We start from the raw sequence: 12936 nt of genomic DNA on the forward strand, positions 1-12936 counted from the left end.
CTAGTCTCGAGTGATGCCTGAGGTGACGGCCCGCTCGCGACTGCGGTCCTGGGCTTACGCATTGCGGACCACCAATCCACCCCCCGACGGGCCGGTCGATGCCGTCACCCGCTGGATCGTCGTCACCCGCGCCGCGGTGCTTCCGATGACGCTGGTTTCCGGTCTGGTCGCCGCGCTGCTGGCCCTCGGACAACCGGGGCTGGACTGGCGCTGGCTGGTCCTCGCGATCGTCGGAATCACGTTGGCGCACACTGCCAACAACTTGATGAACGACCTGTACGACATCCAAACCGGGACCGACAGCGCCAGCTACCCGCGCGCCCTCTACGCTCCGCATCCGGTGCTGTCGGGGCTGGTCAGCCGTCGCACCCTGCTGGTGGCGATCGCCGTCGTGAATGTGGCCGACCTGGCCATCCTGATCGTGCTGACGTGGGCGCGCGGCTGGCCGGTGTTGGCGTTTGCACTGTCCGGCTTCCTGCTCAGCGTCGCCTATACCGCCCCACCGGTGCGGCTGAAGAAGCGCGGCCTGGGCGAGCCCGACGTCTTCGTCGTCTGGGGCCCGTTGATGGTCTGCGGGACGTACTATTCCGCGGTCGGGACGGTGGGCTGGGAGGTTGTGCTGGCGGCGCTGCCCTACGGCTTGCTGTGCACGACGGTGCTGATGGGCAAGCACATCGACAAAATCCCCTACGACGAGCCGCTCGGCATTCGCACGCTGCCGGTGATGCTCGGCGAAGCCCGCGCCCGGGCGGCCACGCTGGGAATGATGGTCGGGTTCTATTGCCTTGTCGTCGCGGCGGTGTTGGCGCAAGCGATGCCCTGGCCGGCACTGCTCGTCGTCTTGGCGCTGCCCCGACTTGTCAAGGTATGGCCGTATTTTCGTCGCCCGCCGCCTGAGTCGCCGCCGGAAGGGTTCCCCGTGTGGCCGCTGTGGTATGCGGCATTGGCCTGGGTGCACGTGCGTCAGGCAGGCGCCCTGTTGGTGGTGGGCCTGGCGATCGGCGCGCTGCTGCGGGCCGTCTGAAGCTGCGGCTACCGCACTTCGGTATCAATATCGTCCGAAGGCCAACGCGACATTATGGCCGCCAAAACTGAACGAATTACTGATCGCATACTCGTAGTGGCCAGGTCGCGGTTCACCGACCACCACGTCCAGCTCGATGTCCGGATCAAGATTGCGCAGGTTCAAAGTCGGGGGGACGATCCCGTCGCGCAGTGCCATTACGGTCAGGATCGACTCCACGGCGCCGACCGCGCCGATCGAATGGCCCAGCGCAGCTTTGGGCGCGTAGACCGCCGGCCGGTGGGCGCCCAACGCCTTGTTGATTGCCTTCGCTTCAGCCAGATCGCCGACTGCGGTGCCGGCGGCGTGGGCATTGACGTGGTCGATGTCGGCCGACGTCAGCCCCGCGAGGTGGATCGCACGGATCATCGCGTGGCCGGCCCGTTCGGCATTGGGATCGGGCGCGACCATGTGGTAGCCATCTGAGGTGATGCCGGCGCCCATCAGCCGGCCAAAGATGTTGGCGCCCCGGGCCTTCGCATGCTCCTCGGTCTCAACCACCAGCAGTGCACCGGCTTCGCCGAACACAAATCCGTCGCGATCCCTGTCGAACGGGCGGCACGCACCGGCGGGATCGTCGTTGTTCGTCGAAAGCAGGCCCATCTGGCTGAACGCCGCGCTGGGAACCGCTTCGATTCTGGTCTCGACGCCGCCGCAGATCGCGATGTCGGCTTCACCGAGCACGATGCTGCGCCACGCCTGGGCGATGGCCTCGGCGCCGGCGGCGTCGGCGGATACCGGGGTAGAGACTCCGGCTTTGGCACCCCGTTCCAGCCCGACCGCCGCCGCGGCGGCGTTGGGCATGGCCTGCTGCACGCCCAGCGGGCTTATCGCCCGGATACCGCGCTCGCGCATGTCGTCGTAGAAGACGACCATCTCCTCCGTCGACCCCATCCCGGTGCCGATGGAAACCATCAACCGCGTGACATCGACGTCGGGCGAGCCGGCGTTGGCCCAGACGCGCCGGCCGAGCACCGTCGACATCTTCTGCAGAAACAAGAACCGGCGCAGTTCTACCCGCGTCAGTTCGTGGTCGAAATCCTCGAGCAGATGCCCGCCGATACGAACAGGGAGGTCGAACTGCTCGACGAATTGATCATCGAGCTTGCGGATTCCGCTCTGTCCGTCCAGCAGCTTCTTCCACGTGCTGTCCGCGTCGGTTGACAGGGCGGTGGTCATTGCGACACCGGTGACAACCACATCGGGGAAACCATTTCCGGTCGAGAACTCGGCCATGGCGCTGCTTCGTTCCTTTCCCTCGATGGCCCTTCCAACACCACCCAATTACCCCGGCCTAATACCGGTCAAGCGTAAACCTGGCCGTGGTTCGCGCCGCCGCGAACGGAGCCTCACTTATCCCGCACTGCGGGGTCGTCGTCGATCCTGCGGGGGCACGATTGCCGGGGCCCGAGCCGCCGTATAGGGTCGGCGCCTATGAGTGGGGTAAAGGGCACGGGGGAAACCGAACTGAAGCCGGATGTCGACAACGTCCAGTCGCACTATGACCGGTCGAACGAATTCTTCAAGCTGTGGCTCGATCCGTCGATGACCTACAGCTGCGCGTACTGGGAAGATGGCGCCACGACGCTGGAAGAAGCTCAGCACGCCAAACGTGACCTGGCCCTGGGCAAACTGGGACTGGAGCCCGGGATGACGCTGCTCGACATCGGCAGTGGCTGGGGTTCGACCATGCGGCACGCGATCGAGAAATACGACGTCAACGTCATCGGTCTGACGCTGAGCGAAAACCAGTTGGCGCACTGCCGGCAAAAATTCGACGAGATGGACTCGCCGCGGTCCAAAGAGGTGCGGCTGCACGGCTGGGAAGAGTTCGACCAACCGGTCGATCGCATTGTGTCGCTGGGGGCTTTTGAGCACTTCGCCGACGGAATCGGCACCTACGAGCGCTACGCCGACTTTTTCAAGATGTGCCACAACGTGCTGCCCGACGACGGGAAGATGCTGCTGCACACCATCGTGGTGCCGTCGGCCGAGGAGGGCGAAAAGCTCGGGCTGAAAAGGACGATGTCACTGATGCGGTTCATCAGCTTCATCCGCAAAGAGATCTACCCGGGCGGCCGCCTGCCGCAGGTCGACATCGTCAACAAGTACGCCACCGAGGCTGGCTTCGACATCACCCGGCACCACTTCATTGGCAAGAATTACGTCCGCACCCTGGACACCTGGGCCAAGGCACTCGAAGCGCACAAGGACGAGGCGATCGAGCTCAAGGGCGAGCAGATGTACGAGACCTTCATCAAGTACCTGACCGGATGCCGCGAGCTGTTCCGCGACGGCTACACCAACGTCTGCCAGTTCACCATGGAGAAGAAAGCCGCCTGACGGCCATTGGTCTAACGGCCATTGGTCGTCGGCACGAGCTGATCCGTCTTACGCCTTGCGGCGCATGGCCTTTGCTATTTGGTCAGGGTGAATTGCGCGACGTCGGTGATGCCCCGCCGCATAAAGTCCGCGCACCCGGTCAGGTAGCGCATGAAGCGTTCGTAGACCACTTCGGACTGGACAGCGATGGCGCGATCCCGATTGGCCTGCAGGTTAGCCGCCCACGTGTCCAACGTCCGCGCGTAGTGCGGGCGCAAATTTTGGATTTGCCCGACTGAGAATCCGGCACCCTGCGAATATTCAAGGATGTCCTCTTGGGAGGGCATCTGGCCGCCGGGGAAGATTTCCTGGCTGATGAACCGCATGAACCGCAAATCGCTCATCGTCACCGGAATGTCATGCTCATGCCAATACGTCCATGGATGCGTGAACAGGCTGTGCAATAACATCCGGCCGTCGTCGGGCATGATGTCGCGGGCGCGCTCAAAGAATGCGGCATACCGTTCCTTTTTGAACGCGTCGAAGGCCTCGACGGTGATGATCCGATCGACCTTCTCGTCGAATTCTTCCCAGCCTTGCAGCCGCGCCTCCGCAGTGCGCTTCGTCGGGATGCTGGCCAGCTTGGCCTTGCTGTAGTCGCACATATTGCGGCTGAGCGTGATGCCGATGACGTTGACGTCGTATTTCTCGACCGCCCGGACCAGCGCCCCGCCCCACCCGCAGCCGACGTCGAGCAGCGTCATGCCCGGCTCGAGGTTCAGCTTGTCCAGGGCCAGATCCAGCTTCGCATTTTGGGCTTCCTCGAGCGTCATGTCGTCGCGCTCGAAGTATGCGCAGGTGTACGTCATCGTGGGGTCAAGGAACAATGAAAAGAACTCGTCGGAAAGATCGTAGATCGCTTGGGACTCTTCGTAGTACGGTCTTAGTTTTGTCATTTCCATCAGTTACCTATCGCGCGCTTTGGACCCCTCTGGGGATAGCACCTTACCGTAGCTGTGAGAGACGGTACGACCCCATCTGAAGGATGTGGCGCGCACCGCAACTCTGGTCAGTTCGGAATGCCCGGCTCTAGTAAGAGTAGAAGCCCTGCCCGGATTTTTTGCCCAACAGGCCCGCCTCGACCATGCGCAATAGCAGCGGCGGCGGGGCGTACTGCGGCTCCTTGAATTCCTCGAACATCTTGTCGGCGATCAGCTTGCACGTGTCCAGGCCGACCAAGTCGGACAGCCGCAGCGGCCCCATCGGGTGGGAGAGCCCGGCAACCACGGCCTTGTCGACATCTTCGACGCTGGCGAAGCCGGCCTCGACCATCCGGATCGCCGACAGCAGGTAGGGCACCAGCAGCGCGTTCACCACGAAGCCGGACCGGTCCGAACAACGCACGACCTGCTTGCCCAACACCTCACTGGCGAATTGCTCGGTGCGAGCTGCGGCGGCTTCGTCGGTGACCAGCGTGCAGACCAGTTCGACCAGGGGCAGTACCGGCACCGGGTTGAAGAAGTGCAACCCGAGCACTCGCCGCGGGTTCTTCGTCGCCGCAGCCAGCTTCATGATCGGAATGCTGGAGGTGTTCGACGCCAGCACCGCCTCGGGATCGGTGATGGTGTTGTCCAGTTCGGCGAACAGGCCGGCCTTGACGGTCTCGTCCTCGATGACGGCCTCGATCACGAGTTGGCGGTCGGCAAGGTCCTTGAGGTCGGTCGTGAAGGTCAGCAACGCCGCGGCGTCGTCCCGTTCGCGTTCGGTGATCTTGCCCGCGCTGACGCCGCGGTCCAGCGACTTGGCGATGCGATTACGTCCGGCGGTAACGAGTGCTTCGGTGGTTTCGAAGACCGTCACGTTGACCCCGGCGCGCGCTGACACCTCCGCGATCCCGGCGCCCATCTGTCCGGCTCCGACGACGCCTACTCGTTCGATCATGTTCCTCCTTGCGCCGAGCGTGAAACTGTTGCGAGAAATCGGCGGAAAACTCGCAACAGTTTCACATTCGGCGTAGGGCTCAGTGGAACTGGCCCTCTTCGGTGGAGCCGCTCAGCGCGGTCGTCGACGAGGTCGGGTCGACGGTGGTGGCGATGCGGTCGAAGTAACCCGCACCCACCTCGCGCTGGTGCTTGGTCGCGGTGTAGCCCCGCTCCTCGGCGGCGAACTCGCGCTCCTGCAGCTCGACGTAGGCGCTCATCTGATTGCGGGCATACCCGTAGGCCAGGTCGAACATCGAGTAGTTGAGTGCGTGGAAGCCGGCCAGCGTGATGAACTGGAATTTGAATCCCATTGCGGCAAGCTCCTTTTGGAACTTGGCGATGGTCGCATCGTCGAGATGCTTTTTCCAGTTGAACGACGGCGAGCAGTTGTAGGCCAGCATCTGGTCGGGGAACTCCGCCTTGACCGACTCCGAGAACTTCTTGGCGAGCTCGAGGTCGGGCGTGCCGGTCTCCATCCAGATCAGGTCGGCGAAGGGCGCGTAGGCCTTGGCCCGGGCGATGCACGGGTCGATGCCGTTGCGAGTGCGGTAGAAGCCCTCGCGGGTGCGCTCACCGCTGATGAACGGCTGGTCACGCTCGTCGACGTCGGAGGTGATCAGCGTCGCCGCCTCGGCGTCGGTGCGGGCGATGACCACCGTCGGGACGTCGCACACGTCGGCGGCCAGCCGGGCCGAGGTCAGCGTGCGGATGTGCTGCTGAGTCGGGATCAGCACCTTGCCGCCCAGGTGGCCGCACTTCTTCTCCGAAGCCAGCTGGTCTTCCCAGTGCGAGCCCGCGACACCGGCCGCGATCATTGCCTTCTGCAGCTCGAAGACGTTGAGCGCGCCACCGAAGCCGGCCTCGCCGTCGGCGACGATTGGCGCCAGCCAGTTCTTCACCGAGGTGTCGCCCTCGACCTTGGCGATCTGGTCGGCGCGCAGCAGTGCGTTGTTGATCCGGCGCACGACCTGCGGCACCGAGTTGGCCGGATACAGGCTCTGGTCGGGGTAGGTGTGACCGGACAGGTTCGCGTCACCAGCGACCTGCCAACCGGACAAATAGATGGCCTTCAGGCCGGCGCGAACCTGCTGCACCGCCATGTTTCCGGTGAGCGCGCCCAGCGCGTTGATGTACTCCAGGTCGTGCAGCTGCTCCCAGAGCACCTCGGCGCCCCGGCGAGCCAGCGTGTTCTCCTCGACGACGTGGCCCTGCAGCGCCACCACATCCTCGGCGCTGTAGGTGCGGGTGACGTCCTTCCACCGCGGGTTGGTGTCCCAGTCGTGCTGGATTTGCTCGGCGCTCTTCGGCGTGCCAACGGTCGACATTGAGGTGCTCCTTGAGGTTCGTCACCGCCGCGAAAGACCCCGAGTGGTTTCCAGGCTTGTTAACTCCGCAGCGGCTTCACTGGTTTGCTAAATCGAAGATGGCACAGGTTAGCTCCGCAGGTCCACCCGTTTAAGTTGCCAAGTTTGGCTAGGACTTTCCTCGCATTTGCAAAGCTTGCGAAGCTCGGCTTTTCTGAACCGTTTCAGTAGTTACTCGTCAGTAACACGATTGCGCAGGTCAATGCCCATGTTTGCCGAGAACGCCGCGGCCGGCAGCCGGTTACAGCGCGAAGAGCGCGGCGACCGCTTTCGTCTCGTCGCCGACCGCGTATGTGAGCGTTGTAACAGTGCGATCCGCCAGGCCGGCACCGAATCGCTCGGTGGATCCGGGCGGGTGGATGTGCGAGATGATCTCCAGTTTGTCGCCCAGCGAGACCGGGGCGTCGTGCTCGATGGCCACCCGCAGCGGCGCCTTCAGCATGTCCAGGTGTGACGACAGGTAGTCCTCGATCACGCCCCAGTACACCGAGTTGTTCATGTGGTTGAACAAGTCGATGTCGGTAACCCGGACCGGATACTCGTGGATTTCCACGGCGTCCTCACGGTCACCGGCGGTCAGATACGCCTTCCACCGCAGGCGGTCGACGCTGGTCGTGCGCCGCAAGCCCTCGATGAAATCGTCGGCGATCCGCGCCGGGCCCTGAGTTTCGCGATTGATGTTGATCCAGAACGCCTCGGACTCCATCAGCCCGCCCCTGCGGCCGTCGATGCGCACCCGCATCTCACACCACCGATTGGACGTGCCTGAACACCACCGGCGCATGCGCAGCATGTCCTGGAACTCCACCGGGCGGACCAGGTCGACCACGGTGCGCCGGACTATCCATAACGGATGAGTGTCTTCAAAGCCCAGTTCGCGCAGGTGGTCCTGGCCGATGTCCTGAATGTGCCGGGCGGCCGCATCGAAGCGCAGTCGGCCTTCGCGGTCGATGTCGGCAACACGCAGCGGCCATTCCAGGTCGAAGACGTCGGGATGCCCGTCCGGCACCGGCATCATTGTTTTATCCAGGCTCACGATTTACTCCCCGATTACTCCCCACCCTCGGCAAATTATGCTAAACCACCAAGGCAGCGCGCCAATCCGTGTCGGAGTGCCAAGTCTGCGAAGCCCACCTTCACAACCCGGGTAACCTGATCGGGTGTCTAAAACCTTCGTCGGCTCGCGTGTTCGGCAGCTGCGCAGCGAACGCGGGTTCAGCCAGGCCGCCCTGGCCCAGATGCTGGAGATCTCGCCCAGTTACCTCAACCAGATCGAGCACGATGTACGACCACTGACGGTGGCCGTGCTGCTGCGGATCACCGAGGTCTTCGGGGTCGACGCGACGTTCTTCGCCTCCCAGGACGACACCCGGCTGGTCGCCGAGCTGCGCGAGGTGACCATGGACCGCGACCTGGACATCGGCGTCGACTTGCCCGAGGTGGCCGAGATGGTCAGCGCCCACCCCGACTTAGCGCGCGCGATGGTCAACCTGCATCGGCGCTACCGGATTACCACCGCACAACTGGCCGCGGCCACCGAAGAACGGTTCTCCGACGGCAGCGGCAGCGGATCGATCACCATGCCGCACGAAGAGGTGCGCGACTACTTCTATCAGCGCCAGAACTATCTCCACGAGTTGGATACGGCGGCAGAGGATCTCACCGTGCGGATGCGGATGCACCGCGGTGAGCTGGCCGTCGAGTTGGCCAACCGGCTCACCGACGTGCACGGTGTGCACATCAACCGGCGTATTGATCTGGGCGAGGCGGTGCTGCATCGCTACGACCCGGATGCCAAGACGCTGGATATCAGCAATCACCTGTCCTGGGGCCAGCGGGTATTCAAGATGGCCGCCGAATTGGCGTATCTGGAGTTCGGCGACCTCATCGACACCATGGTCACCGACGGCAAGTTCACCAGCGAGGAGTCGCGCAAGCTGGCACGTTTGGGCCTGGCCAACTACTTCGCCGCCGCCACTGTGTTGCCTTACCGCCAGTTTCACGACAGCGCCGAGAATTTCCGCTACGACATCGAGCGGCTCTCGTCGTTCTACCGCGTCAGCTACGAGACCATCGGGCATCGCCTGTCCACCCTGCAGCGGCCGTCGATGCGCGGCGTGCCGTTCTCATTCGTTCGGGTCGACCGCGCGGGCAATATGTCAAAGCGCCAGTCCGCCACCGGTTTTCACTTCTCGTCGAGCGGCGGGACCTGTCCGTTGTGGAATGTCTACGAGACGTTCGCCAATCCCGGCAAGATCTTGGTGCAAATCGCTCAGATGCCCGACGGCCGCAACTACATGTGGGTGGCCCGCACCGTGGAACGGCGAGCGGCGCGGTATGGTCAGCCCGGTAAAACCTTCGCGATCGGACTGGGCTGCGAATTGCGGCACGCCCACCGGCTCGTCTATTCGGAAGGACTCGACTTGTCGGGCGATGTCGCCACACCGATCGGCGCGGGCTGTCGGGTCTGCGAGCGCGACAACTGTCCCCAGCGGGCGTTCCCCGCGCTGGGCCGCGCATTAGACCTCGACGAGCACCGCAGCACGGTGTCGCCCTACCTGGTGAAGCAACCGTGAGCACGCGCATCCCCGCGTCGGGCCGGCTGCGCGAACTGGGGCCGATCAACTGGGTCCTGTCGAAATTCGGCGCCCGCACCGTCGGTGCCCCGCAAATGCACCTGTTCACCACGCTGGGCCAGCACAAGCGGCTGTTCTGGATGTGGTTGCCCTATTCCGGTGCGCTGCTGCGCGGCCGGCTGCCGAGCATCGACACCGAGTTGGTGATCCTGCGGGTCGCGCACGTGCGGTCTTGCGAATACGAGTTGCAACACCATCGCCGGATGGCGCGTGGGCGCGGGCTGGATGCGCAGACCCAGGAGGCCATCTTCGGCTGGCCGAAGGCAACGGGCGGGCTGACCGGCCGGCAGCAAGCGCTGCTGGATGCCACCGACGAGTTCGTCAATGACCGATCGATCAGCACCGAGACCTGGAAACGATTGTCGAGCCACCTCGATCGGCGTCAGCTCATCGAGTTCTGCATGCTTGCAGCACAATACGATGGACTCGCCGCCACCATCTCGGCCCTCGAGATCCCGCTGGACCACCCAGATCACAGGTAAGTGGCGGCCAGTACCGCCAGGGACAGCACAACCGGAAGAATCGGTAAGCCGAACACAAACGCGGCCATCGGGTAGTTGCGTCGCTCACGTTGCCGTCGCCCCCACAGTACGGCCCAGATCGCCAGCAGCACAGAGAGTACCAACGCGGCCAGGCTCCAGCGGCTCACCGTGGTGACGGCGTTGCCGACCGTCATCACCACCAACCATGCGATGTAGCCGACGACCGCGCCGCCAACCACACCCCACACCGACTCGGTACCCACTGTTTTAGAAATTGATCATGTGACCGGTCAAGCCGTGGAAGCATTCCTGCAACGCCTCAGACATCGTCGGATGCGTATGCACGTTGCGCGCCAACTCAGTTGCGGTCAGGTCCCACTTCTGCGCCAGCGTGAGCTCCGGCAGCAACTCCGACACGTCATGGCCGATCAGGTGCCCGCCGAGCAGCTCGCCGTATTTCGCATCGGCGACCAGCTTGACGAACCCGCTGGGATCGCCAAGCCCGTGTGCTTTGCCGTTGGCGGTAAATGGGAACTTCGCGACTTTGACGTCATACCCTTCGTCGCGGGCCTGCTGCTCGGTGAGCCCGAAGCTGGCCACCTGGGGTTGGCAGAACGTGGCGCGCGGTAACATCCGGTAGTCGCCAAGCGCCAAAGTTTCTGCACCGCCGATGGTTTCGGCGGCGACGACGCCCTGAGCCTCCGCGACGTGCGCCAGTTGCAGCAGTCCGGTGACGTCGCCGATGGCATAGATGTGCGACACGGACGTCCGCATGTAGTCGTTGATGCCGATTGCTTTGCGGTCGGTCAGCGCCACCCCGGCCGCCTCCAGGCCGTACCCTGCTACGTTGGGCGCAAAGCCGATGGCCTGCAACACCTTATCGGCCTTGAGCTCCTCCGCGTTGCCGTCTTTGCTGACCGTGACCGTCACCTGTGATCCGTCGTCGGAGATCGACTCCACCTTGGTGCCGGTGCGGACTTTGACACCGAGCTTCTTGAACTGCTTCTCGATCTCTTTAGACACTTCGGCGTCTTCGTTGGGCAGGGCTCGCGGCAGGAATTCGACGATGGTGACCTCGACACCGTAGTTGGCCAGTACGTAGCCGAACTCCATGCCGATGGCGCCGGCTCCGGCGATGATGATCGAGGCCGGCAGCTCGCGGGTCATGATCAGCTCTTCGTAGGTGACCACGTTGTCGCTCAGCGACGTGCCCGGCACCAGCCGAGTGCTGCTGCCGGTGGCGATGATTGCGTTGTCGAAGGTGACCTGTTCGGTCCCGCCGTCGTTGAGTTCGACCGACAGCGTGTTGGCATCGGTGAACCTGCCATAGCCGTGGATCTCGGTGATCTTGTTCTTCTTCATCAGGAAGTGCACACCGGCAACCCGGCCGTCAGCGACCTTGCGGCTGCGGTCGTAGGCACTGCCGTAGTCGAAGCTGGCCTCGCCGCTGATCCCGAAGGTCTTGGCCTCTTTGGTGAAGATATGCGCGAGCTCGGCGTTGCGCAGCAACGACTTGGACGGGATGCAGCCGACGTTGAGGCAGACTCCCCCCCAGTATTTGGGTTCGACGACTGCGGTGTTCAGCCCCAGCTGGGCGGCGCGGATCGCGGCCACGTAACCGCCGGGGCCGGCTCCGAGGACGACGACGTCATAATGGGTCACGGCACCACAGTAACGGGCCGCCTCGACCGTGCCTAAGCGGCCAACTGACGGCGCCGGTGCCTGCGAGCGGATATTGCGGTCGCCAATCCACTGCGCCGCACATCGCCCCCGACCCCTGACAATTCGGAAATTTTCGAGTCATTGCGGAACCTGTCCTCTGACGCGGTCTCTGGTGCGTCGTGGGAGGTAGCGGACAGAAACCGGTCCGGCAGTGCCAGTTTGCAGATGGTGCGCACGGTGAGCAGGTACTGGCGAAGCAACGAACCGGTCGTGTAGGGCAGGTCGTAGGCGACGCACAAGGCGCGCACCCGTGTGGCGATCTCCGGGTACCGATTGCTCGGTAGACCAGGAAAGAGGTGATGCTCGATTTGGTAGCAGAGGTTGCCACTCATGAACGCCAGTACCGACCCGGCCCGGAAGTTCGCGGTCCCCAACATTTGCCGGAGATACCATTCGGGCTTCGTCTCGCCCTCCAGCACTGACGGGGTGAACTTCTCCGCTCCGTCTGCGAAGTGACCGCAGACGATCACGATGTATGCCCACGCATTGCGCAGTCCATTGGCCACCACGTTGGCCCCGAGCGCGCGGCGCCACCGCCGAAGGCTCAGCGCAGGAAAGAGGACATAGTCCTTGACGACTTGGCGCGCGATCTTGCGGATCAGCGCCCTTTTGTGGGCGGCTTTACCGGCCTCTGCCGTTTCACCGTCCTGCACCGAATACAAGCCGTGCATCGCGACGCCCCATTCGAAGGCCAGGGCCAGCAGCACCGCGTACAACGGCTGCAGCAATGCCGCCGGCCGCCAGTCCTGGTCGCGAGTCACTCGCATGATTCGGAATCCAAGGTCCTCGTCCACTCCGACGACGTTCGCAAACACGTGGTGCCGGTAGTTGTGCGAGGACCGCCACTGCGACGAGGGACCGACCATGTCCCATTCCCACGTGCTGGAATGGATTTCCGGGTCGTTCATCCAATCCCATTGACCGTGAATGATGTTGTGGCCGAGTTCCATGTTCTCGATGCACTTCGCCGCGGCCAGGGCCGTGGTTCCGACCGCCCAGCCGAACTTGCCTTTGCTCCCGACGATGGCCAGTCTCGCGGCGACCTCGAGGCAACGGTGAAAAGCAATGACGCGCTTGATGTATGCCCGATCCTTGGCACCGCGCGAAGCCTCGGTTTCGCAACGGATCGCCTCCAACGCGGCGCCGAGCTCCTTGATGTCCGCATCGCTCAAATGGGCGTATTCAGGTACGTCGGTGATGGCCATCGACGTTCAGCGCGCGCAGCAGCGAAGGTTTGGGTACCGCAGCATCTCGCGTCACGTCCGATCTAGTAGGTGATGTTCACGGGCGTGAGGCGAGGTCCGGCGACCAGTTCAACACCGTCGGTGTAGACGATAGACCAACGGGGCCGACACCAGCGAAGCT

12 protein-coding genes are annotated in these 12936 nt (G+C 63.6%); 4 read left to right on the forward strand and 8 right to left on the reverse strand.

All coding sequences use genetic code 11. The annotated features are described in order from the left end of the window. Positions 1 to 13: 13 nt before the first annotated feature. Positions 14 to 1024 carry a prenyltransferase gene (locus tag AC5Y49_RS12350; protein WP_499887357.1) on the forward strand — a complete coding sequence of 337 codons (1011 nt, stop codon included), beginning with the start codon at positions 14 to 16 and terminating at the stop codon, positions 1022 to 1024. A gap of 24 nt (positions 1025 to 1048) precedes the next feature. On the opposite strand, the gene kasB is transcribed toward AC5Y49_RS12350, so the two are convergent. Then, positions 1049 to 2299, reverse strand: coding sequence for a 3-oxoacyl-ACP synthase KasB (gene kasB / locus AC5Y49_RS12355; protein WP_499887359.1), 1251 nt, complete (start codon positions 2297 to 2299; stop codon positions 1049 to 1051). A gap of 198 nt (positions 2300 to 2497) precedes the next feature. Between kasB and AC5Y49_RS12360 the strand changes: the two genes are divergently transcribed. After that, the gene (locus AC5Y49_RS12360; protein ID WP_499887361.1) at positions 2498 to 3406 is read left to right on the forward strand and encodes a cyclopropane mycolic acid synthase family methyltransferase; all 909 of its coding nucleotides are present in this window, start codon (positions 2498 to 2500) and stop codon (positions 3404 to 3406) included. A 74-nt stretch (positions 3407 to 3480) separates the two neighbouring features. Here AC5Y49_RS12360 and AC5Y49_RS12365 read toward each other — a convergent pair whose 3' ends face one another. The 4 genes from AC5Y49_RS12365 to AC5Y49_RS12380 all read right to left on the reverse strand — a co-directional run bounded on the left by AC5Y49_RS12365 (position 3481) and on the right by AC5Y49_RS12380 (position 7767). Next, complete coding sequence (locus AC5Y49_RS12365; RefSeq protein WP_499887363.1) at positions 3481 to 4341, reverse strand: cyclopropane mycolic acid synthase family methyltransferase; 861 nt, start codon at positions 4339 to 4341, stop codon at positions 3481 to 3483. Between the two features lie 133 nt (positions 4342 to 4474). Continuing rightward, entirely contained in the window at positions 4475 to 5326 is an 852-nt protein-coding gene (locus AC5Y49_RS12370; protein ID WP_499887365.1) for a 3-hydroxybutyryl-CoA dehydrogenase, read from the reverse strand. Positions 5327 to 5405: 79 nt separating this feature from the next. Then, a complete protein-coding gene (aceA, locus tag AC5Y49_RS12375; RefSeq protein WP_499887367.1) occupies positions 5406 to 6692 on the reverse strand; it encodes an isocitrate lyase in 1287 nt (428 codons plus the stop codon). A gap of 280 nt (positions 6693 to 6972) precedes the next feature. Next, positions 6973 to 7767, reverse strand: a complete 795-nt coding sequence (locus AC5Y49_RS12380) for an acyl-ACP thioesterase domain-containing protein (RefSeq protein ID WP_499887369.1) — start codon at positions 7765 to 7767, stop codon at positions 6973 to 6975. Positions 7768 to 7891: 124 nt separating this feature from the next. Between AC5Y49_RS12380 and ramB the strand changes: the two genes are divergently transcribed. Beyond that, complete coding sequence (gene ramB / locus AC5Y49_RS12385) at positions 7892 to 9307, forward strand: acetate metabolism transcriptional regulator RamB (protein WP_499887371.1); 1416 nt, start codon at positions 7892 to 7894, stop codon at positions 9305 to 9307. Beyond that, positions 9304 to 9849 (forward strand): carboxymuconolactone decarboxylase family protein, encoded by a 546-nt coding sequence (locus AC5Y49_RS12390; RefSeq protein WP_499887372.1) that lies wholly within the window; start codon positions 9304 to 9306, stop codon positions 9847 to 9849. Before ramB ends, AC5Y49_RS12390 begins: the two co-directional genes overlap by 4 nt. On the opposite strand, the gene AC5Y49_RS12395 is transcribed toward AC5Y49_RS12390, so the two are convergent. The 3 genes from AC5Y49_RS12395 to AC5Y49_RS12405 are packed head-to-tail and all read right to left on the reverse strand — an operon-like array spanning position 9840 to position 12776. Next, positions 9840 to 10112 carry a hypothetical protein gene (locus AC5Y49_RS12395; protein ID WP_499887374.1) on the reverse strand — a complete coding sequence of 91 codons (273 nt, stop codon included), beginning with the start codon at positions 10110 to 10112 and terminating at the stop codon, positions 9840 to 9842. The two genes, AC5Y49_RS12390 and AC5Y49_RS12395, sit on opposite strands and share 10 nt — an antisense overlap. Positions 10113 to 10116: 4 nt before the next feature. Then, positions 10117 to 11511 carry a dihydrolipoyl dehydrogenase gene (gene lpdA, locus AC5Y49_RS12400; protein ID WP_499887376.1) on the reverse strand — a complete coding sequence of 465 codons (1395 nt, stop codon included), beginning with the start codon at positions 11509 to 11511 and terminating at the stop codon, positions 10117 to 10119. A 32-nt stretch (positions 11512 to 11543) separates the two neighbouring features. Further along, positions 11544 to 12776, reverse strand: coding sequence for a fatty acid desaturase family protein (locus AC5Y49_RS12405; RefSeq protein ID WP_499887378.1), 1233 nt, complete (start codon positions 12774 to 12776; stop codon positions 11544 to 11546). Positions 12777 to 12936 lie beyond the last annotated feature (160 nt).

The sequence above is a fragment of the Mycobacterium sp. NGS62 genome (assembly GCF_059812285.1).